At 65.2% G+C, this 19571-nt stretch carries 18 protein-coding genes, 1 tRNA gene and 1 pseudogene; 16 read left to right on the top strand and 4 right to left on the bottom strand.

Features of this window, described 5'->3' with window-relative positions; all coding sequences use genetic code 11:
• Positions 1-48 precede the first annotated feature (48 nt).
• From trpC to ACFYOW_RS39885, 9 genes are all read left to right on the top strand, one after another.
• Complete coding sequence (gene trpC / locus ACFYOW_RS39925) at positions 49-867, top strand: indole-3-glycerol phosphate synthase TrpC (protein ID WP_387295612.1); 819 nt, start codon at positions 49-51, stop codon at positions 865-867.
• A gap of 85 nt (positions 868-952) precedes the next feature.
• Positions 953-2218: a tryptophan synthase subunit beta gene (trpB, locus tag ACFYOW_RS39920; protein WP_387295611.1), complete on the top strand. Its 1266-nt coding sequence runs from the start codon at positions 953-955 to the stop codon at positions 2216-2218.
• A complete protein-coding gene (trpA, locus tag ACFYOW_RS39915) occupies positions 2215-3015 on the top strand; it encodes a tryptophan synthase subunit alpha (protein ID WP_387295610.1) in 801 nt (266 codons plus the stop codon). Before trpB ends, trpA begins: the two co-directional genes overlap by 4 nt.
• A 68-nt stretch (positions 3016-3083) precedes the next feature.
• Positions 3084-4232 carry a prolipoprotein diacylglyceryl transferase gene (gene lgt / locus ACFYOW_RS39910; RefSeq protein WP_387295608.1) on the top strand — a complete coding sequence of 383 codons (1149 nt, stop codon included), beginning with the start codon at positions 3084-3086 and terminating at the stop codon, positions 4230-4232.
• Positions 4233-4383: 151 nt separating this feature from the next.
• Positions 4384-4911, top strand: coding sequence for a TM2 domain-containing protein (locus ACFYOW_RS39905; protein ID WP_387295606.1), 528 nt, complete (start codon positions 4384-4386; stop codon positions 4909-4911).
• 174 nt (positions 4912-5085) lie between these two features.
• On the top strand, positions 5086-5841 hold the full coding sequence (locus ACFYOW_RS39900) for an amino acid ABC transporter substrate-binding protein (RefSeq protein WP_387295604.1): 756 nt from the start codon (positions 5086-5088) through the stop codon (positions 5839-5841).
• A gap of 6 nt (positions 5842-5847) precedes the next feature.
• Entirely contained in the window at positions 5848-6516 is a 669-nt protein-coding gene (locus ACFYOW_RS39895; protein ID WP_329406399.1) for an amino acid ABC transporter permease, read from the top strand.
• A gap of 105 nt (positions 6517-6621) precedes the next feature.
• Positions 6622-8040 (top strand): pyruvate kinase, encoded by a 1419-nt coding sequence (pyk, locus tag ACFYOW_RS39890; protein WP_387295602.1) that lies wholly within the window; start codon positions 6622-6624, stop codon positions 8038-8040.
• A gap of 2 nt (positions 8041-8042) precedes the next feature.
• On the top strand, positions 8043-8951 hold the full coding sequence (locus ACFYOW_RS39885; RefSeq protein WP_387295600.1) for an acyl-CoA thioesterase: 909 nt from the start codon (positions 8043-8045) through the stop codon (positions 8949-8951).
• A 21-nt stretch (positions 8952-8972) separates the two neighbouring features.
• Here ACFYOW_RS39885 and ACFYOW_RS39880 read toward each other — a convergent pair whose 3' ends face one another.
• From ACFYOW_RS39880 to ACFYOW_RS39865, 4 genes are all read right to left on the bottom strand, one after another.
• Positions 8973-9383: a hypothetical protein gene (locus ACFYOW_RS39880; RefSeq protein ID WP_387295598.1), complete on the bottom strand. Its 411-nt coding sequence runs from the start codon at positions 9381-9383 to the stop codon at positions 8973-8975.
• Between the two features lie 98 nt (positions 9384-9481).
• Entirely contained in the window at positions 9482-10102 is a 621-nt protein-coding gene (locus tag ACFYOW_RS39875; protein WP_387295596.1) for a low molecular weight phosphatase family protein, read from the bottom strand.
• A 244-nt stretch (positions 10103-10346) separates the two neighbouring features.
• Positions 10347-10859 (bottom strand): monooxygenase family protein, encoded by a 513-nt coding sequence (locus ACFYOW_RS39870; RefSeq protein WP_387295594.1) that lies wholly within the window; start codon positions 10857-10859, stop codon positions 10347-10349.
• 141 nt (positions 10860-11000) lie between these two features.
• Positions 11001-11087: transfer RNA gene (locus ACFYOW_RS39865), tRNA-Leu, on the bottom strand.
• A 222-nt stretch (positions 11088-11309) separates the two neighbouring features.
• Here ACFYOW_RS39865 and ACFYOW_RS39860 point away from each other — a divergent pair.
• The 7 genes and pseudogenes from ACFYOW_RS39860 (at position 11310) to ACFYOW_RS39830 (ending at position 19553) form a co-directional block, all read left to right on the top strand.
• Complete coding sequence (locus ACFYOW_RS39860) at positions 11310-11927, top strand: ANTAR domain-containing response regulator (protein WP_040688928.1); 618 nt, start codon at positions 11310-11312, stop codon at positions 11925-11927.
• 232 nt (positions 11928-12159) lie between these two features.
• On the top strand, positions 12160-13371 hold the full coding sequence (locus ACFYOW_RS39855; protein ID WP_387295592.1) for a branched-chain amino acid ABC transporter substrate-binding protein: 1212 nt from the start codon (positions 12160-12162) through the stop codon (positions 13369-13371).
• Positions 13372-13467: 96 nt separating this feature from the next.
• Complete coding sequence (locus ACFYOW_RS39850) at positions 13468-14502, top strand: branched-chain amino acid ABC transporter permease (RefSeq protein WP_387295590.1); 1035 nt, start codon at positions 13468-13470, stop codon at positions 14500-14502.
• The gene (locus ACFYOW_RS39845; RefSeq protein ID WP_387295588.1) at positions 14499-15935 is read left to right on the top strand and encodes a branched-chain amino acid ABC transporter permease; all 1437 of its coding nucleotides are present in this window, start codon (positions 14499-14501) and stop codon (positions 15933-15935) included. The genes ACFYOW_RS39850 and ACFYOW_RS39845 overlap by 4 nt, the downstream gene beginning before the upstream one ends.
• Positions 15932-16888 (top strand): annotated as a pseudogene (locus tag ACFYOW_RS39840) (ABC transporter ATP-binding protein); the annotation flags it as partial. The gene ACFYOW_RS39845 and the pseudogene ACFYOW_RS39840, both read left to right, overlap by 4 nt.
• 141 nt (positions 16889-17029) lie before the next feature.
• The gene (locus ACFYOW_RS39835; protein WP_245567112.1) at positions 17030-17725 is read left to right on the top strand and encodes an ABC transporter ATP-binding protein; all 696 of its coding nucleotides are present in this window, start codon (positions 17030-17032) and stop codon (positions 17723-17725) included.
• A gap of 151 nt (positions 17726-17876) precedes the next feature.
• Positions 17877-19553, top strand: a complete 1677-nt coding sequence (locus tag ACFYOW_RS39830; RefSeq protein WP_387295586.1) for a DUF885 domain-containing protein — start codon at positions 17877-17879, stop codon at positions 19551-19553.
• Positions 19554-19571 lie beyond the last annotated feature (18 nt).

Below are 19571 nucleotides of genomic sequence, written 5' to 3'. Positions count from 1 at the left end.
GGGATTCTCAGGCAGCAAGTCCGTCTCCCCAGAAAGGATTCGAGCCAGATGACGGTACTCGACTCGATTCTCGACGGGGTCCGCGCGGATGTGGCCGCTCGGGAAGCCCTTCTGGACTTCCAGGCGATCAAGGCGGCCGCGGCCGCGGTACCCGCGCCGCTGGACGCCCGCGCCGCGCTCCTCGAAGACGGCATCGGCGTCATTGCCGAGGTCAAGCGGGCCAGCCCCTCCAAGGGGGAGCTCGCGGATATTCCGGACCCGGCGAGTCTGGCCAAGTCCTACGAGGACGGCGGAGCGCGCATCATCAGCGTGCTCACCGAGGGCCGCCGCTTCCACGGGTCGCTCGACGATCTGGACGCGGTCCGCGCGACCGTGAATATCCCGATCCTGCGCAAGGATTTCGTCGTCGGGCCCTACCAGATCCACGAGGCCCGTGCGCACGGCGCCGACGTCATCCTGCTCATCGTGGCCGCCCTGGAACAGGACGTGCTGAGCTCGCTGATCGACCGCACCGAATCCCTCGGCATGACCGCCCTGGTCGAGGTGCACACCGAGGAAGAAGCCGACCGCGCCCTCGAGGCCGGCGCCTCCGTGATCGGCGTGAACGCCCGAAACCTCAAGACCCTCGAGGTGGATCGCGATGTCTTCGCGCGCATCGCTCCCGGTCTGCCCACCGAGGTCATCCGCATCGCCGAATCCGGTATCCGCGGCACCGCCGACCTGCTGGCCTACGCCGGTGCCGGCGCGGATGCCGTGCTCGTCGGCGAGGGGCTGGTCACCAGTGGCGACCCGCGCGCGGCCGTCTCCGAACTGGTGACCGCGGGCACCCATCCGTCCTGCCCGAAGCCCGCGCGGCGGGGTCGGTGACGACAGTGAGCGAGCGAAGCGAGGGAACCATCGACACCGCGGCTCGTGCGCGCATGACGGATCCGAGCGCCGGCGAGGCGGAGTCGTGACGGCACTGCCCAAGGCTTCCGACGGTATCCATGAGCGCAGCGACCACGAGCCGGATCCGGGCGGCCACTTCGGCGTCTACGGCGGCAGGCATGTGCCCGAGGCGCTGATGGCGGTGATCGAGGAGGTCACCGCCGAATACGAGAAGTGTCGCCTCGATCCCGCCTTCCTCGACGAACTGGACCGGCTGCAGCGCGACTACACCGGTCGCCCGTCGCCGATCTTCGAATGCCAGCGGCTCGCCGAGCACGCCGGTGGTGCGCGCATCATTCTCAAGCGCGAGGATCTGAACCACACCGGTTCGCACAAGATCAATAACGTGCTCGGCCAGGCATTGCTCGCCAAGCGCATGGGCAAGTCCCGGGTCATCGCGGAGACCGGCGCCGGTCAGCACGGCGTCGCCACCGCGACCGCGTGCGCACTGCTCGGCCTTGAATGCGTCGTCTACATGGGTGCGGTCGATACCGCCCGCCAAGCGCTGAATGTGGCCCGCATGCGGCTGCTCGGCGCCGAGGTGATCTCGGTGCGGACCGGTTCGCAGACCCTCAAGGATGCGATCAACGAGGCGCTGCGCGACTGGGTCACCAATGCCGATGCCACCTATTACTGCTTCGGCACCGCCGCGGGCCCGCATCCGTTCCCGATGATGGTGCGCGATCTCCAGCGCATCGTCGGGCTGGAGGCCCGTGCCCAGGTGCGGGCGCTCACCGGGCGGCTGCCGGATGCGGTTACGGCCTGCGTCGGCGGCGGCTCCAATGCCATCGGCATCTTCCACCCCTTCATCGACGATCCCGGTGTGCGGCTGATCGGTTACGAGGCGGCTGGCGACGGCATCGAAACCGGAAGGCACGCCGCGACTTTCACGGGTGGCACCCCAGGCGCGTTCCAGGGCGCGTACTCGTACCTGCTGCAGGACGAGGACGGCCAGACCATCGAATCGCATTCGATCTCGGCCGGCTTGGACTATCCGGGTGTCGGTCCGGAACACGCCTACCTCAAGGACATCGGTCGCGCCGAATACCAGCCGATCACCGATACCGAGGCGATGGACGCGCTGCTGCTGCTCAGCCGCGCCGAGGGCATCATCCCGGCGATCGAATCCGCACACGCGGTGGCCGGTGCGATGAAGCTCGGCAAGGAACTCGGCAAGGGCGCGATCATCCTGGTGAACCTGTCCGGGCGCGGTGACAAGGATATGGACACGGCGGCACGATGGTTCGGGCTGTTCGACGACCACGCCGCCGACAAGGAGAGCCAGCAGTGAGTCAGCAGTCCCGCCTTGCGAACACCTTCGCCGCATGTCGCGCGGAGGGCCGGGCCGCGCTGATCGGCTACCTGCCCGCCGGCTATCCGGATCTGGCCGGTTCGATCGAGGTGTGCCGCACCATGGTCGAATCCGGTTGCGACATAGTCGAAGTCGGCGTCGCCTACTCCGATCCGGTGATGGACGGACCGACCATCCAGGCCGCCGCCGATCAGGCGCTGCGCGGCGGTGTCCGGGTGCGCGATGTGTTCTCGGTGGTCGAGGCGATCACCGCGGCGGGCGGTAAGGCCGTCGTGATGAGTTACTGGAATCCGGTGCTGCAGTATGGCGTCGACCGTTTCTCGCGCGATCTGGCCGCCGCGGGCGGGTCCGGCATCATCACCCCCAACCTCATTCCGGAAGAGGCCGACAGCTGGTTCGTCGCCTCGGCCGCACACGATCTGGACCGCATCTTCCTGGTCGCGCCGTCGTCCACCGAGGAGCGTCTGGTCAAGACGCTGGAGGCCAGCCGCGGCTTCGTCTACGCGGCATCGACGATGGGTGTTACCGGTGCCCGTGATGTGGTCTCCTCTGCGGCTCCGGCCCTGTGTGCGCGCATCCGCGCCCACTCCGATATCCCGATCGGTGTCGGCCTCGGCGTGCGCAACGGTGTGCAGGCGGCCGAAATCGCCTCCTACGCAGACGGAGTCATCGTCGGCTCGGCACTGGTGACGGCTGCGGCCCAGGGACTCGACGCGGTTCGCACCCTCACTGCCGAACTGGCCGAGGGTGTTCGTTCCGCGACTGTCGCCTCCTAGGCGCCCCCGAGAGGGGCACGCCGACCGCGAATCTCGCGATGCGGCCGTGCTCCGCTACGGTTGGGGCCGTGACCTTACGAGTCCTCGCAGACAGCGTCCTGAGCAACGGTGCCGTCACCGCTGATGTGCTGGCCTACATTCCCAGCCCGTCCCAGGGCGTTTGGCATATCGGTCCATTCCCGCTACGGGCCTATGCCCTGTGCATCATCGCCGGCATCGTCGTCGCCATCTGGTGGGGTGAGCGGCGCTGGCAGGCGCGCGGTGGGCAGAAGGGCGCGATTCTGGATGTCGCGATGTTCGCGGTGCCATTCGGTCTGGTCGGCGGGCGGCTGTACCACGTTGCCACCGACTGGCAGAAATACTTCGGCGCCGACGGTCATCCGATCGATGCGCTGAAGATCTACCAGGGTGGCCTCGGCATCTGGGGTGCGGTCTTCCTCGGCGGCGTCGGCGCCTGGATCGGCTGCCGGGTCTACCGAATTCCATTGCCCGCGTTGGGCGATGCGATCGCGCCACCGATTCTGCTGGCCCAGGCCATCGGCCGGCTCGGCAATTACTTCAACCAGGAGCTCTACGGCCGCAAGACCGATCTGCCGTGGGGTCTGGAGATCTACCTGCGCTTCGACGGTGAGGGCAAGCTCGACATGATGAACGGCGTCTCCCAGGGCGTCGTCGACAAGGTCGTGCAGCCGACCTTCCTGTACGAGATGATCTGGAACCTGCTGATCGTGGTGCTGCTGGTGCAGATCGATAAGCATTTCCGCATCGGGCACGGCCGTCTGTTCGCGCTCTACGTCGCCGGGTACTGCCTCGGCCGCTTCGTCGTCGAACTGCTGCGTGACGACGAGGCGACCAAGATCGCGGGCATCCGCATCAACTCGTTCACCTCGGCACTCGTATTCCTCGCCGCCGTCGCCTATTTCGTCTTCGCGACCAAGGGCAGGGAGACCGCCGATCAACTGCAACCGTCGACGGTCTCGCGGCCGTGGCCGTGGCAGATCGGGGCCCTGCGGGCGGCGGGTGCCGAATCCGAGGCCGCGTCGAAGGCGGCCGCGGTGGCCGAAGCAGCGCCGCCGAAGCACCGTGCCGAGCATCCGGATCCGACAAAATCCGAGAACTCCGGCAACGAACCGGATACCGCCGGCGATAACTCAACGGAGTCCGAAACCTCGGACGCCGAGCAGGGCAAGGTCGATACCTCGAAAAGGGACGCCTGATCCCATAACGACTTGGGCAATACGTCGGTGCACCGAGTAGACACGCGATCGCGTGTCCGCGACGATACCTGCGGGCGCCCAATTGCCCGGCTAAATACGCGGGGAGGCGGGTGAGCGCCCGTCGAAATGCACGAATGATGGAGGACATTTAGTGACCGACCCCTACCAGAACCAGCCAGGCTTCGGCGGCCCACAGTATGGTCCGCCCGGGACGGGGCCGGACCTGAACAAGCAGCCCGATGCACCGGGACAGCAGTATCCGTCGGATCCGTACAACCAGCAGCAGCCGCAGTACGGTCAGCCACAGTACGGCCAGCCGCAGTACGGCCAGCCGCAGTACGGCCAGCCCGATCCTTACGGTCAGCAGCCGGGCGGCTACCCGCCCGCGCCGTACCAGGGCGGCGGCTACAACCCGAACGATCCGGAAGCGCCCTACGGTCGCGATCCGTTCGGCGTGCCGTTCTCGGATAAGCAGAAGCTGACCGCCGGTCTGCTCCAGATCTTCCTCGGTGGCTTCGGTATCGGCCGTTTCTACACCGGCCACACCGGCATTGCGATTGCCCAGATCGCGGTCACCTGGTTGACCTGCGGTATCGGCGGCATCTGGCCGCTGATCGACGGCATCATGATGCTGACCGGCAAGGTGCCCGACAGCCTCGGGCGGCCATTGCGCGACTGACCGCCGCGAACAGTCGACCGACGGGCCCCGTCGCATCGGATGACGATGTGACGGGGCCCGTCGCCATTTTCGGCAGGCTGTGCGAGGATTCGGCGCACCGTGATCGCAATACTGTCGGTCGGTATCTTCCTGGCGTAGCCTGAGCCGGGTTTTTGTGTCGAGAGAGGGACTTCCGTGCGCCGCAAGCTGTTCGCCGCCGCCATGCTCGCCATCGTCGCCGCCACCGGGCTCACCGCCTGCGGCAGCAGCAGCGATCCGAACGTGCTGAAGGTCGGCACCGAAGGCACCTACTCGCCGTTCAGCTACCAGGGCTCCGACGGCAAGATCACCGGCTACGACATCGAGGTGATCCAGGCGGTCGGGGACAAGATCGGCAAGAAGATCGAGTTCGTGCAGACGCCGTGGGACGCGATCTTCGCCGGTCTCGAGTCCAAGCGCTTCGACCTGGTCGCCAACCAGGTGTCGATCACCGACGAGCGCAAGGCCAAGTACGCCCTGTCGCAGTCCTACACCACCTCCGAGGGCGTGGTTCTCACTCGCGCGGACAGCAACAACATCACTTCGCTCGCGGACCTGAACGGCAAGACCAGCGCGCAGTCGGCAACCAGTAACTGGGCCAAGGTCGCCCAGGCTGCGGGTGCGAAGGTCGAGGCGGTCGAGGGCTTCGTGCAGGCGGTTCAGTTGCTGAAGACCGGCCGCGTCGACGCGACCGTCAACGACAGCCTGGTCGCGCTCGACTACCTCAAGAAGAACGGCGACACCGGCGTCAAGATCGCTGCAAAGGCCGGCGAGGTCAGCAACCAGGCGTTCGCCGCCCGCAAGGACGACGCGCTGATCGGCCAGGTGAACACCGCGCTGGATCAGCTGCGCGCGGACGGCACGCTGGCCAAGATCTCGGAAAAATACTTCGGCACCGACGTCAGCAAGTAATTGTCCGTGGATCCCGCAACCAGGGAGCTGATCTGGCACAACCTGTGGCCGATGCTGCAGGCCACGATCGACAAGACCATCCCGCTCACCGCCATCAGCTTCGTCATCGGTCTGGTCATCGCGTTGTTCGTGGCGCTGGCACGGATGTCACCGCTGTGGTTCCTCTCGGCGCCCGCCAGGTTCTACATCTCGATCATTCGGGGCACGCCGCTGCTGGTGCAGTTGTTCATCGTGTTCTATGCGCTGCCGCAGTTCGATATCGTCATCGATCCGTTCCCGGCGGCGGTGATCGCCTTCAGCCTCAATGTCGGCGGTTACGCCGCCGAGGTCGTGCGCGCCGCCATCCTGAGCGTCGCGGAAGGGCAGTGGGAGGCGGCCAAGGCGCTCGGCATGTCGTATGCGCAGGAGTTGCGGCTGATCATCCTGCCGCAGGCCGCGCGCATCGCCGTGCCGCCGCTGTCCAACACCCTCATCTCTCTGGTGAAGGACACCTCGCTGGCCTCGACCATCCTGGTGACCGAACTCCTGCGCACCGCGCAGCTGGCCGCGGCGCCCACCTTCGACTTCTTCGCCCTGTACGGCGTCGCCGCGTTGTATTACTGGGTGATCTGTCTGGTCCTCGGCTTCGGCCAGACCCGTCTGGAAACTCGGCTGTCCCGCCATGTCGCCCGCTGACGAGGCCCGTTTGTACTTTCCGCTAAGCCTTCGTACATATTTTTCACCTAGCTTTCACCGAGGCCACAGCAGGCTAGGGGCACTACACGGGACTAGGCTCTACTCGTGATGCGACGGACGAAGATTGTGTGCACTCTCGGCCCAGCGACCGCTACCGAGGAACGTATTCGGGAACTCGTCGAGAGCGGCATGGATGTGGCGCGGCTGAATTTCAGCCATGGCGAGCACTCCGACCATGCCGAGAACTACAAGAAGGTGCGGCAGGCCTCGGACCATGTGGGCCGCGCGGTCGGCATTCTCGCCGACCTGCAGGGACCGAAGATCCGGCTGGGCCGCTTCACAGAGGGCAAGACCGTATGGGCCAACGGTGAAGAGGTCCGCATAACCGTCGACGAGATCGATGGCACCCACGATCGCGTCTCCACTACCTACAAAGAGCTGGCCAAGGACGCTAAGCCGGGCGATCGCCTGCTCATCGACGACGGCAAGGTCGGCGTCACCGTCACTCGGGTCGAGGGCAACGATGTCGTCTGCCGGGTGACCGAGGGCGGACCGGTCAGCAATAACAAGGGTGTCTCGCTGCCGGGTATGGACGTCTCCGTGCCCGCGCTGTCGGAGAAGGACATCGAGGACCTCGAATTCGCGCTCAAGCTCGGCGTGGACTTCATCGCGCTGTCCTTCGTGCGTTCACCCTCGGATGTCGAGCTGGTGCACGACGTGATGGATCGGGTCGGTCGCCGAGTTCCGGTGATCGGCAAGTTGGAGAAGCCCGAGGCCATCGACAATCTCGAGGCCATCGTGCTGGCCTTCGACGCGGTCATGGTCGCCCGCGGTGACCTCGGCGTCGAACTCCCGCTCGAGCAGGTGCCGATCGTGCAGAAGCGGGCCATCCAGATGGCTCGCGAGAATGCCAAGCCGGTCATCGTCGCCACCCAGATGCTGGAGTCGATGATCGAGAACTCCCGCCCGACCCGCGCCGAGGCCTCCGATGTGGCCAACGCGGTGCTCGACGGCGCCGATGCGGTGATGCTGTCGGGTGAGACCTCGGTCGGCGCGTATCCGATCGAGACGGTCCGCACCATGGCGCGCATCGTGCACGCGGTGGAGACCGAATCCACCCAGGTGCCACCGCTGACCCACGTGCCGCGCACCAAGCGCGGTGTCATCTCCTACGCCGCCCGCGATATCGGCGAGCGGCTCAATGCGAAGGCGCTGGTCGCCTTCACCCAGTCCGGCGATACGGTTCGCCGGCTGGCGCGTCTGCACACCCCGCTGCCGTTGCTGGCGTTCACCCCCCTTCCCGAAGTGCGCAGCCAGCTGTCGCTCACCTGGGGCACCGAAACCTTCATCGTCCCGACCGTGGACAGCACCGATGCGATGATCCACCAGGTGGATGTAGCACTTCTGTCCATGGAGCGATACCAAAAAGGTGATCTGGTGGTAATCGTGGCAGGCTCCCCGCCCGGTACTGTCGGCTCCACCAATCTGATCCACGTGCACCGTATCGGTGAGGAGGACCATTAGTCGTGAGCGCTTCGCTAGGTGGCGCTGTCGGCCTCAGGGCCACAGCGGAGGGTACCGACCTCGACGTGCTGCTCGGACTGCTCGATCTGGAACAGGTCGACGAGGATGTCTTCGTCGGCCAGCATCCGGAGAAGGTCTGGAGCCGTACGTTCGGCGGTCAGCTGGTTTCGCAGGCGATCATGGCGGCGGGACGGACGGTCGACGGCGACCGTCCGTTGCACGCCGTCAACGCGCATTTCGTGCGTGGTGGCGATGTGAAGAAGCCGATCGAATATCAGGTCGACCGCCACCGCGACGGACGCTCGCTGGCCAACCGCACGGTCACCGCGACCCAGGACGGTCAGGAGCTGTTCGTCATGCTCGCCGCGTTCCAGGATTGGGGCAAGGGGCTCGAGCACGCGCACGCCCAGCCGGAGGTGCCGGATCCGGAGACGCTGCCGCGCGTCGAGGAGAGCTTCGCAGGCTTGGAAGACAAGCTGGAGATGTTCGTCAAGGCGCCGCATCCGATCGATATGCGCTACACCAATGACCCGGCCTGGATCCTGAAGGGCACTGGGGAGCGGCTCAATCACAACCGCGTGTGGATGCGGGCCGATGGCAGGCTGCCCGACGATCCGCTGATTCACGTTGCGACGCTTGGCTATTCGTCCGACACCACGGTGCTCGATTCGATCATCACCACGCACGGCCTGTCCTGGGGGCTGGACCGCATCGTGGCCGCGACGATCAACCATTCGATCTGGTTCCACCGCCCGTTCCGCTTCGACGATTGGGCGCTCTACGCCACCGAATCCCCGGTGGCCGCTGGTTCGCGTGGCCTTGCCACGGGCCGATTCTTCTCTCGCAGTGGCGAATTGCTCGCCACCACGGTCCAAGAAGGCATTATCCGCCACTTCCCGGCGCGGCGCTGATACCGCGAAACCGAGCGCAAATCATAGGGATTCGCGCTCGGTTTCGAAGTCGAAGCTGTCGCGGCGTTGCACTCGGATGGTCCGCGGGATCTCCGGATCCATTGGGCAGCTTGCGGTTTCCAACATCAGGCGCTTCTCCAGCGCGCTCAGGCTCGGTGCGGTCAGATCGCGCGGCGCGCCGACGAGGCTGAGTGCGATCTCATAGGTGCGTCTGGCGCCCTGCTCCTGGCCGGGATGCTCTACCCGCCACTGGGTTTCGAGTAGTAGGTGTTCCGGTGCATCGGGCTCGACGGGCAGTGTGAAGCGCCAGGCGAAGACATCGCGGTCCTGGAGGTGGTCGTCCACCACCTCCCGCACCGAATCGACGACGCGATCGAGGGTTTCCGGTGTCACATAAACATGGAGCGAAACATCCGAAATTCGTTTCGGCATGTCTGATTCCTGTCGTGTGTCGAACCATCAACGGCGGAAGTTATTCCGCGCGCGAGTGTAATCCCTTTACCCGCTAATCGGACACCGGGCCCTGTGTGTCACCGGATTCGCTGGGCGGCAAGGAAGGCGGCCAGCGGCGCGGGACGTGCTCCGGGAGCCACCACGAGGCCGGCGCGCTCGTCCTCGTCCGGCCGGTGCTGCTCGTGCGGCGCCAACGCCAGCAGCAGCGGCACCAATGCCTCGGCGATGCGGTCGCCCACCTCGCAGAACGCGGCCTCCGACAGTCCGACCGGGTCGGCGATATTCTCCCGGCCGACGAGTGCGAGATCGTGGCGGGCGCGGTGCAGATCGGCGATCGTCTCGGCGCCGGTGACCTTGGCGATGCGATGCGCCTCCAAGAGGGTGAAGGTGCGCGATCCCGCGCCGAACGCCATCTGCGCCGCCTGATCCCGGATCTGCTCGGTCATGGCGAGCACCAGATCCGCGCGGTCGATCAGCTCCGGTTTGAGTTTGCGTGCCCGGAAATGGTCGGCGTCCGCGCCGAGCCCCTCGATCGTCCGCGCGGCGAGCGGTTCGATCGGAAAGCCAACCAGCGCACGGGTTCCCGCACTCTCCGCGGTGAGCCCGGGCAGGTTGTATTCGACCGCTACGGCGCGGGTGAGCCGCTCGGCGATTACCGAACGGCAGACATTGCCGTTGCAGACGAACAGGACGTGCATGCGGATACGGTAGGCCGCGCATGGGCCGACCAGAAGGCTGTGGAGATCGAATCACAGCCCACGGAACACATATTCATCTGCTGGTCAAGTGCCGTACACGAAGTACGCCCCGGTATTCGGATAGACGCTCGATCCGTGTTGCCGCAATGCAGCCGATCGGTAATCGAGGTCTGGGCGTCCTGCTGAAGGTACCCGGCGCGCGTGGTTTCAACCATCACAGTATTGCCACGGTTGGGGATCGGATTTACTCGGACTCCCCACGGTAGTAAGCGGATTCGGCGACGACCGGCGCTGTCTTGTCCGCTTCGCCGTGCACCCGTCCCCGGGTCGTGAACTTCCGGCCGCGCGAGGCCACGACGGGTGCGAACCGCGGCAGACCGGAGGCGCCTTCCATATCGTCGTACATCGCGTCGATACCGCCGCGCATGAAGTAGGCCTCGTGCCAGAACCCGGTCCCCCCGGAGTCGCGCAGGAACTTCTGCCACCAATCCCGATGCGGCGCAGAGCGTGTCCACTGTTCCAGCGAATCCAGATCCCGCCAATACTGCCGCGCCCCCCAATGCGGCGGAAACAGCGACCAGATCACGTCCTCGTGCAGCAGCAATCCGTCCGGCCGATCCTTGTGCGATCGGTACAGTTTCGGGCCCAGACCGAGCAATCGCAGGATCCCGCGAGGCTTGCGTACGCGCATCCCGAGATAGATGACGACCAGATCCGGATACCCGGACAGATCGACAGTGGTCCTGTTCACCCGCATCGAGGCACCTCCGCATCGGGCCGCCCACTGCAAACCCTACGCCGGAAAAACGAGACAGCCCGCGCCCTAGTTCGATCACCGCCCGGGCGGGCCTGTGTGAGAACGGCCCCATGCTCCAAGAGCATGGGGCCGCCTACCAGTTGGTGCCGATTGTGGGACTCGAACCCACACGTCCTTTCGGACAACGGTTTTTGAGACCGTCGCGTCTGCCAGTTCCGCCAAATCGGCGCACCGGTGGGAAAGCATAGCGGGTCACTGTCGAAAATCACGAATGGGCTGGGTCAGAAGTGATAGACGCCCGGTTTGCGCAGGGTATATGGGTTGTATGCGGAACTGAAAGGTACTCTTTACATCACTCGACGGCGATAGTGGGGCGTTGGACCGGTGCCCGGACCGCGGCCACTCGTTCGCATGTCGGGGACACGGCATCGGAACCAGAGGGGTCTACCTATGAGCAACACAGCAGGGGGCGCCGGCACGAAGCGGGACGCCGGGGCGAAGCGGGTCGTCGTCGCGGAAGACGAGGCGCTGATCCGCATGGATCTGGTGGAGATGCTGACCGAAGAGGGCTATCAGGTTGTCGGTGAGGCCGGCGACGGCCAGCAGGCGGTGGATCTGGCGGTGGAACATCGGCCGGATCTGGTCATCATGGATGTCAAGATGCCGCGCCGCGACGGTATCGATGCCGCGGCCGAGATCGCGTCGAAACGCGTTGCGCCGGTTGTGATTTTGACCGCATTCAGTCAGCGCGATCTGGTCGAGCGGGCTCGCGATGCCGGTGCGATGGCGTATCTGGTCAAGCCGTTCACGAAGTCGGATCTGGTGCCTGCCATCGAATTGGCGGCCAGCCGCTTCCACGAAATCACCGCGCTGGAGAGCGAGGTCGCCAATCTGGCCGACCGCCTCGAGACGCGCAAGCTGGTCGAGCGGGCCAAGGGCGTGCTCATGCAGACCCAGGGATTGTCGGAGCCGCAGGCATTCAAGTGGATTCAGCGTACGGCGATGGACCGCCGCACTACCATGAAGGCGGTAGCCGAGGTCGTGCTGGAAAATCTCGCCCCGAAGTAGGCCCGTCCTTGCGCCTCGGCGGTACAAGGCCGGAAATTTTACTTTCCGGAAACCCGATCGCGATGAAAAATTCGAAACGAAGTCGATCGGATGATCCGAATGTGATGCGCAGCTAACGTACCAACGCTATGTTCTGACCGGGCTGACGTGGTCGGCCTCCTCGGAGGAGAGCCCGGGGGAGCACAGGACGTAGAGGTGAAACGTGCTTAGTTCGACATGGCGCAGTCGTTCGATGCGGGGTGCATTGGCCATCGGTGCCGCCGCCGCGCTCGTGCTGACGGGGTGTAGCGATAAATTGACCGACGGTGGTTCGGGCACCTCCGGCACCAGTGGCGCGGGCGGTCTGAAGATCCAGCCGGTCATGCAGATCGATGCCAACGGCAAGCAGGTGCCGAAGTCGGACAGCGCCTCGGCCGCCGACCCGGCGGGCGACGGTAAGGCCACCTGCCCTGCGGGTACCGCGATCGCCATGGCGGGCGCGCTCACCGGTCCGGACGCGGCCCTCGGCATCAATATCGTCGACGGTGTGAAGCTCGCGCTGGACAAGCACAACAAGGCCAACCCGGGCTGCAAGATCGAGCTCAAGCAGTTCGACACCGAGGGCGACCCGCAGAAGGCCACCCAGGTCATCCCGCAGATCGTCAACGACAAGTCGATCATCGGCCTGGTCGGTCCGGCGTTCTCCGGTGAGACCAAGGCGACCGGCAAGATCCTCAGCGACGCCGGCCTGGTTTCGACGACGGCCTCCGCCACCAATGAGACGCTGACCCAGAACGGTTGGACCAGCTTCTTCCGCGGTCTCGCCAATGACGGCGTGCAGGGTCCGTCGGTCGGCAAGTACCTGGTCAACACCGCGGGCTACAAAAAGGTCTGCGTCATCCAGGACAACACCGATTACGGCACCGGTCTGGCCAAGACGATCATCGAGGGCCTCGGCTCGGCCAACGATGCGTCCTGCAACGCCAGCATCAAGAAGGGCGACAAGGACTTCTCCGCCACGGTCACCAAGATCGCGAGCGCCGCGCCGGACGCCGTCTTCTACTCCGGCTACTACTCCGAGGGCGCCCCGCTGGCCCAGCAGCTGAAGTCCGGTGGCGTGAAGGCGGTCTTCGTCTCCGCCGACGGCACCAACGATCCGCAGTTCGTCGCCCAGGCCGGCAGCTCGGCGAAGGGCGCGGTGCTGTCCTGCCCGTGTGGTCCGGCGCCGGATAAGTTCACGGCGGATTACAAGGCCCTCAACGGCGCAGAGCCCGGTGTGTACTCGGTCGAGGGCTACGATCTGACCACGATCTTGGCCAAGGGCATCGACGGCGGCAAGCTGACCCGTCCGGACCTGCTGGAATACGTGCGGTCCTATGACGGCCCCGGTCTTGCGCGCCAGTACAAGTGGAACCCGACCGGTGAACTGTCCAACGCGCTGATCTGGATCTACGAGGTCAAGTAGCCCTAGACAATCCCCACGGCGGCACGTACAGGGGTTCGTGGAATCCCCGTACGTGCCGCCGTGTCGGGTGGGCGAATGAATGAGGGCAAAAGACGAATGACATCAACGGCATTTGCCGGTGCAGCACAACTCGCCGGCTCGATCGACTTCAACTACCACGGAGTGATCGATAACTTCTGGCGACTGACCGTCGACGGGGTGACCTACGGCTCAATCTATGCCTTGGTCGCCGTGGGCTATACCCTGGTCTACGGCGTATTGCGGCTGATCAATTTCGCCCATTCGGAAATATTCATGCTCGGCATGTTCGGCCAATTGGTCGGGCTCATGCTGTTCGGATTCGTGGCGAATCCCGATGTGTACACCCAGGGCATCATCCTGACGGTCACCTATCTCGCGTTGGCGATGATCATCGGCATGCTGGTATCCGGTGGCGCCGCGGTCGGATTGGAGCGCGTGGCCTATCGGCCATTGCGCAAACGCGGGGCCAAACCGCTCAGCTTCCTCATCACGGCGATCGGTATGTCGTTCGTGATCCAGGAATTCGTGCACTTCATCCTGCCGAAGATCAATCCCAAACTCGGCGGCACCAATGCGCAGCAGCCGATCAAACTGGTCGAGCCGAGCGTGCAGTTCAGCTTCTTCGGCGCCGAGGTCGACAACATCAAACTTCTGATCGTGCTCGCGGCGATCGCGCTCGCGATCGTGACCGAGGTGCTGATCAACCGGACCAAATTCGGGCGCGGCATCCGCGCGGTCGCCCAGGATCCCGATACCGCGACGCTGATGGGCGTTTCGCGGGAGCGGGTCATCATGTTGACCTTCTTCATCGGCGGTGTTCTCGCCGGCGCGGCCGCGCTGCTGTACGCGATCAAGATCCCGCAGGGCATCATCTACTCCGGCGGATTCATCCTGGGCATCAAGGCATTCAGCGCCGCGGTGCTCGGCGGCATCGGCAATCTGCGCGGCGCACTGCTGGGCGGCATCCTGCTCGGAGTGGTGGAACAGTACGGCCAGTCGCTGCTCGGTTCGGAGTGGCGCGATGTCGTCGCGTTCGTGGTGCTGGTGCTGGTGCTGATGGTGCGCCCGACCGGCATCCTCGGTGAGAGTCTCGGGAGGGCCCGCGCATGACCGACTCGACCAAAACCCCGGACTCGGTACCCGAGACGACCAATGCGGCCCCACCCAAACATGGTGTGGGAGACGCGATTCGGACCTGGTGGGACGGCCTGAGCCGCCCCGCGCAATGGGGCGTCGGCGTGCCGATCCTCATTCTGCTCGCACTGCTTCCGCTGTTCCCGCCGCCGCTGCTGGATACCCCCGGCTACAACTTCGGTCTGGTCATGGCGCAGGTCGCGATGTACGCGCTGATCGCCATCGGCCTGAATGTCGTTGTCGGTCAGGCGGGTCTGCTCGACCTCGGCTACGTCGGCTTCTACGCCATCGGCGCGTATACGGTCGGCCTGCTCACCAGTCCGAACAGTCCGTGGAATCAGACCGACGGCGGCTGGCTGAATCCGACCTGGGCCTGGATGGCCTGTCTGCCGATCGCGGTCGCGGTGACGGCCATCTCCGGCATCATCCTCGGCACCCCCACGCTGCGACTGCGCGGTGACTATCTTGCGATCGTCACCCTCGGCTTCGGTGAGATCGTGCGGTTGCTCGCCGACAATCTCTCCGATATCACCAATGGCAGCCTGGGTTTGTCCGGTGTTGCCTTCCCGCATGTCGGCGAATCCGCCAGCAAGCCGGAGGGTGTGTTCTCCGGCGGTAACAGCGGAAATGCCGACAGCGCGAATCTGCTCGACCGAGCCAGTTACGGCACCTGGTGGTACTGGTTCGCGATGGTGCTCGTGATCATCGTGCTGCTGATCGTCGGCAATCTGGAACGCAGCCGGGTCGGCCGCGCCTGGGTGGCCATTCGCGAGGACGAGGACGCCGCCGAGATCATGGGCGTGCCGACCTTCAAATTCAAGCTGTGGGCCTTCCTGATCGGCGCTGCCGTCGGCGGCATGTCCGGTGCGATCTACGCCGGTCAGGTGCAGTTCATCAATCCGACCGGGTTCAACATCATCAACTCGATGCTGTTCCTGTGCGCGGTTGTCATCGGCGGCCAGGGCAATAAGCTCGGAGTCATCTTCGGCGCGTTCATCATTGCCTATCTGCCGGCGCGGCTGCAGTCGGTGAAATTGGTGAGCAACGAGTCCACCGGGTACATCCTTTTGGCTATCGATGTGCTGGTCTTCGTCGGGTTGATCCTCGTGTGGAAGTACAAGGGCGACAGTCTGAGTGCGTGGCCGCGGCGCGGCTGTATCACCGGCATGGTGGTCACCGGCGTCTTGGGTGCACTGCTGCTGGGCAGCGTGTTGCTGTTCCGGGTCGGCGGTGCGCAGTCCCTCGGTGACCTCAAGTACATGTACTTCGGAATTACCTTGGTGGTCATGATGATTCTGCGGCCACAGGGTCTGTTCCCGGTGCGGCAGAAGCTGCTGACCTTCGGTAGGCAGGTGTATCAGGCCGTGCGTAAACCGGGTGAGCGTGAATTGATCGGAGCGCGACGATGACCGGGCCAGGCGCGGGTGACGCCCTGTTCGACAATGAGGATATGGCCGCCGGTTATGCGGCCCCGCCCGAGGTCGAGAGCGCGGGCGAGGTCGATGTCACCGCCGTGATCCCGGTGCTCGCCGATGCCGAGGTGGTCGCGGATGTGGTTGCGCCGCACCGCGATATCGAGACCGCGGTGGGTGCGCCGCTGCTGCGCACCGATGAGCTCACGGTGCAGTTCGGCGGTCTGACCGCATTGGACAAGGTCAGCTTCGAGATTCGCCGCGGTGAAATCCTCGGACTGATCGGACCCAATGGCGCGGGCAAGACCACCTGCTTCAACGCCATCACCGGTGTCTACAAGCCGGCCTCGGGTCTGGTGTATTTCGACGGCAAACCGCTGACGAAGACCAAGCGCAACGAGATCACCCGGCTCGGTATCGCCCGCACCTTCCAGAATGTGCGGCTCTTCGGCGAGATGACCGCGCTGGAGAATGTGGTGGTCGGCACCGACGCCAGGCATAAGACCTCGGTGCCCGGTGCGATCTTGCGCACCCCGCGGCACCGCAGCGAGGAGAAGGACGCGATCGAGCGCGGCATGGCCCTGCTCGAATTCGTCGGAATCGCACCGCGTGCGGTGGAGAAGGCGCGCAATCTCTCCTACGGCGATCAGCGCCGATTGGAGATCGCCCGCGCACTGGCCACCGAGCCGAAACTGCTCTGCCTGGACGAACCCGCCGCCGGGTTCAATCCGAGCGAGAAATCGGCGCTGATGGATCTGATCCGCAAGATCCGCGACGACGGGTTCACCGTGCTGCTGATCGAGCACGATATGCGCCTGGTCATGGGTGTCACGGACCGGATCGTGGTGCTGGAGTTCGGTCGCAAGATCGCCGATGGGCTGCCCGCGGAGATCCGCGACAACCCGGACGTGATCGCGGCGTATCTGGGTGTGCCGGATGCCGAGGCCGCGGCGGCCGAAAAGGCCACTGCCGTAACCGAAGTGATCGAACCGGAACAGCCCGTCGACGAATCGACTCCGGCCGGTGGCGAGCATCGCAAAGCGGAGCCGCGCGACTTCAGCACGGCGCCGCCGCTGCTCGAGGTCGACGATATGGTTGTCAACTACGGCAGAATCCAAGCGCTGCACGGGGTTTCGCTCCGTGTCGCCGAGGGTGAGCTGGTGACCCTGCTCGGCGCCAACGGCGCGGGGAAGACCACCACCATGCGTGCGCTGTCCGGGTTGCTTCCGCTGACCCGCGGCAAGATCAGGTTCGAGGGTCGCGACATCACCCAGATGAAGGCACACGAGCGGGTGACGCACGGGTTGATCCAGGCGCCGGAGGGCCGGGGTGTCTTCCCCGGTATGACGGTCCAGGAAAACCTCGATATGGGTTGCTACGGAAGGGCTTTCAAGCAGAAGGCGGAGTACGGCCAGACGCTGGAGTGGGTCTTCGAGCTGTTCCCGCGGCTGTCCGAGCGGCGCAAGCAGGTCGGCGGCACGCTCTCCGGCGGTGAGCAGCAGATGCTGGCCATCGGCCGCTCGCTGATGGCGCGCCCGCGCCTGCTGCTGCTCGACGAACCGTCGATGGGCTTGGCGCCCATGGTGATTCAGCAGATCTTCCGGATCATCAGCGAGATCAACCAGCAGGGCACCACGGTGCTGTTGGTCGAGCAGAATGCCCAGCAGGCGCTGACCCGCAGCGATCGCGCCTACATCCTGGAGACCGGTGAGGTCACCAAGAGCGGTATCGGTGGGGATCTGCTCACCGATCCGGCCGTGAAGTCGGCTTACCTCGGCGTGGGCTGAAAGTCGGACCCGTCCGTGGCCGCCTTCAGGCATGATGGCGGGATGTGCACGGCGAAGGCCGAGCTGGCGCTCGGTGTTCGCCGTGCACATCAGACGCTGGCCTGCGTTGGGCGCTGGCGCGCCCAATGACCACTACTGGAGGAATGGCGCTGTGGACGGGCATGACGAACTGACGAATCTGGCCGACCGCTACTGGGACAGTGTGCTGGCGGCCGCGCCGAGCACAGCCACTTTGCTCGGCGACCACCGCTTCGACGACCGCGTCGAGGATCGCTCGCCCGAGGCCGAACAACGACTGCTCGCGACCTTGCGTGAGTTGCGCGATCAGGTCGTCGGTCTAGACGCCGAAAAGCTCGACGGAACCGGCCGGGTCACCCGCGGTCTGCTGCGCACCGAACTGGATACGGCCATCGACAATCTGGCGTGGCGGCCGACCGAATTGGCATCGGACCAGATGGACGGTGTGCACGCGGGCATGCTCATGATGGCCCCCCAGACCAAGGCGCCGCAGCCCGAACATGCGCACGCCCTGGTCCGGCGGTATCGCCAGTTCGGCACGCTGTTCGAGCAAGCCGTCCAGCAGTTCCGCAACGGCCTGGCCGCGGGCCGCACGCCCGCGCGCATCACCATCGAACGCTCGCTCAACCAGTTGGACGGCTACCTGGCTTCCGATATCGCCGCTGATCCGTTCGTCACTTTCGCCGGACCGGCGGACTGGGATGGGGAAGCCGACTGGCGCACCGAACTCACCGAGGTCGCCCGCGAGGTGATTCGACCGGCGTTCCAACGCTATCGGGATGTACTGGCCGACGAATTGCGGCCCGCCGCCCGTTCCGATGACAAATGCGGCCTGTGCTGGCTCGGTGCCGACGGCGAAGACATCTATCGACGGCAGCTGCGCCGCCACACCACCCTGCCCGATCTCGGCGCGGACGAGATCCATGAACTCGGTCTCTCCGAATTGGCGCTGTTGCGTGCCGAATACGCTGCGGTCGGGACCCGGCTTTTCGGTACCGCTGATACCGCCGAAATCTTCACCCGCCTGCGCCGGGATCCCGAACTGCGTTACGTCAGCGGCGAGGAGATCATGGCCGATGCGCAACGCGCGCTCGGTGCGGCGGTCGCGGAGATGGGCAACTGGTTCGGCCGCCTGCCCAAGGAATCCTGCGATATCGTCCCGGTGCCGGAATTCCTGGCCGCGGATGCGCCTGCGGCGTACTATTTTCCGCCCGCCGCGGACGGATCCAGGCCCGGCACCTACTTCGTGAACCAGCACGAACCCACCGGCCGCAGCCGCTACGAGACGGCCGCGGTGGCCTATCACGAGGCGATTCCGGGGCATCACCTGCAACTCACCATCGCCAATGAACTCGATCAGCTGCCGCGATTCCAGCGGCAGTCCTTCGCGAATACCGCCTTCGTCGAGGGCTGGGCGCTCTACACCGAACGCCTCGCCGACGAAATGGGTTTGTACGACGACGATTTGGCGCGCGTCGGCATGCTGGCCGCCGATTCGTGGCGGTCGTGCCGACTCGTCGTCGATACCGGAATCCACGCCAAGGGCTGGAGTCGTCAGCAGGCCATCGACTTCATGGTGGCCAACGCACCGGTCGGGCTGACCGAGATCGAGGTCGAGATCGACCGCTATATCGCGATCCCCGGTCAGGCCGTGGCCTATAAGGTCGGTCAGCTCGAGATTCGTCGGCAACGTCGGCAGGCCGCCGAGCGGCTCGGTGCCGCCTTCGACATCAAAGCCTTCCACGATGTGGTGCTCGGCTCCGGCTCGGTCAGCCTGCCGGTGCTGCGCGAACTTGTGGCCACACTGTGACCCGTTGAGCGGCTCCTC

Origin of the sequence: Nocardia sp. NPDC006982 (genome assembly GCF_042869435.1) — a bacterium.
Lineage (GTDB): Bacteria > Actinomycetota > Actinomycetes > Mycobacteriales > Mycobacteriaceae > Nocardia.
The sequence above is the reverse complement of the archived record's forward strand: the minus strand, read 5'-3'. Positions and strand labels throughout refer to the sequence as shown.